Annotated in this window: 1 protein-coding gene; it reads left to right on the top strand. The window is 69.8% G+C overall.

Features of this window, described 5'->3' with window-relative positions; all coding sequences use genetic code 11:
• The coding region (locus tag GV027_RS19845; protein WP_159513373.1) for a TonB-dependent receptor at positions 1-2,040 on the top strand (2,040 nt) is incomplete at its 5' end.
• Between the last annotated feature and the right edge of the window lie 219 nt (positions 2,041-2,259).

Raw genomic sequence — 2,259 nt, 5'->3', positions numbered from 1 at the left:
CCGCGCGCCGCCGCCGAGATCCTCGTCACCGCCCCCGTCCGCCAGAGCGAAACCGACGTCCTCCAGGGCACCTCGATCCTCTCGGGCGCCGAGCTCACCCGCAACCTGCGCCCGACCATCGGCGAGACGCTCGCGCGCCAGCCCGGCGTGTCCGCCACCTCGTTCGGCCCCAGCGCGTCGCGCCCGATCCTGCGCGGTTTCCAGGGCGAGCGCATCCGCGTGCTGACCGACGGGATCGGCTCGATCGACGTCTCGAACACCTCGGTCGACCACGCGGTCATCATCGACCCGCTGCTCGCCGAGCGGATCGAGGTGCTGCGCGGCCCTTCCGCCCTCCTGTTCGGCTCGTCCGCGGTCGGCGGCGTCGTCAACGTCATCGACACGCGCATCCCGCGCACCGTCCCCGAAAACGGCTACCGCGTGAACGGCATCGCGACCTATGGCTCGGCCGCGAACGAGCGCTCGGGCGGCGGCGCCGGTGACGTCGCGGTCGGCCAGCACCTCGTCCTCCACGCCGACGGCTCCTATCTGAAGTCGGGCAATCTGCGCACCGGCGGCAACATCCTGTCGTCGCAGGCGCGCGCCGCCGCGCTCAGCCAGGTCGGCCTGCCGCAGGACACCGACGAGCCGATCGACTTCGCCGGCTCCGCCGCGCTCCGCGGCAAGCTTCCGAATACCCAGTCCGAGACCTGGACCGCGGGTGTCGGCGCGTCGATCATCACCGATGGTGGCAATCTCGGCGTGTCGTACAGCCATTATGACAGCCTCTACGGCGTGCCGATCCGCTATGCGACCGCAGTCGGCCAGGAGCAGGAGGCGCCCCGCCTCGACGTCGTCCAGAACCGCGTCGACCTGCGCGGCGAGATCAACACCGGCGGCGGTTTCCTCGACAAGATCCGCGTCCGCGCGGGCCACGCCACCTATCGCCATTTCGAGCTCGAACCCGATGGCGGCGTCGGCACCGCCTTCTTCAACAACGGCACCGAAGGCCGGATCGAGCTCGTCCAGGCCAATCGCGGCGGCTGGCAGGGCGCGTCGGGCGTGCAATATTTCAACCGCCTGTTCGACGTGAACGGCGACGAAGCCTTCCTGCCGCGCAACGAGACCAACCAGACCGGCCTCTTCACGCTCCAGCAATACAGCGCCGGCGCGTTCCGGGCCGAGGGCGGGCTGCGCTACGAGACGACGTCGCTCTCCGCCAAGACCCCGCTCGACGACCTCCGCTTCTTCCGCGGCAGCCGCAGCTTCGACGCGGTCTCGGGCTCGCTCGGCGCCTCCTACGGCGTGACCGACGCGGTCCGCTTGGGCGTCAACCTCTCGCACACCGAGCGCGCGCCGTCCGCCGAGGAGCTGTTCGCCAATGGCGGCCATGCCGGCACCCAGGCCTATGAATTCGGCAGCCCCGACTTCAAGCTCGAGAAGAGCTGGGGCATTGAGGGCACGCTCCACGCGCATGGCGACGGCTTCAGCTTCGACGCGTCGGCCTATTACAACGACTTCTCCAACTATATCTCGGAGAACCAGGTCGCGCAGAGCGTCTGCCAGACCGCCGCCGATCCGTCGGGGCGCGAGGTCGACCTGCCCTGCTTCCAGTATCAGCAGGCCGACGCGCGCTATTACGGGTTCGAGGCCAATGCCTCGGTCCGGCTCGCGCAGATCGGCGGCTATGTCCTCAACGCCGACCTGCTCGGCGATTATGTCCGTGCGACGATCGTCGACAACGGCCCCGTGCCGCGCATCCCGCCGATGCGCGTACTCGGCGGGATCGAGGCGCAGGGCGACCGCCTCAACGGCCGGCTCGAGGTCGAGCACGTCTTCGACCAGGACCGCATCGCCGCGTTCGAGACGACCACCAACGGCTACACGATGGTCAACGCGACCTTGGGCTTCAACCCGTTCGGCAAGGACAGCAAGACCTCGATCCTGCTCAGCGCGAACAACCTGTTCGACGTCGAAGCCCGCCGCCACGCCAGCTTCCTCAAGGACTTCGCCCCCCTAGCCGGCCGCGACATCCGCGCGACGCTCCGCTTCGGGCTGTAACGGGGGGGGCACTCCCCACGCCCGGAAAAGGAGCACCACCCCGGCGAAGGCCGGGGCCCAGTTGGGAGGACCGGAGTAATCAGCCGCAGCCCGCTGTCACGACCGCCTTCCCAACTGGGCCCCGGCCTCCGCCGGGGTGGGGCGAGCGCAAGGTGCCCGCAGAAACCCTCGCGAGCGACGACGCGCGAACCAGCCCCCGAGACGCGCCGTCCCCCGCCC

Origin of the sequence: Sphingomonas sp. T1, from assembly GCF_902506585.1 — a bacterium.
Lineage (GTDB): Bacteria > Pseudomonadota > Alphaproteobacteria > Sphingomonadales > Sphingomonadaceae > Sphingomonas > Sphingomonas aerolata.
Note: the sequence above shows the minus strand (reverse complement) of the source record. Positions and strands in the feature narration are given on the sequence as shown.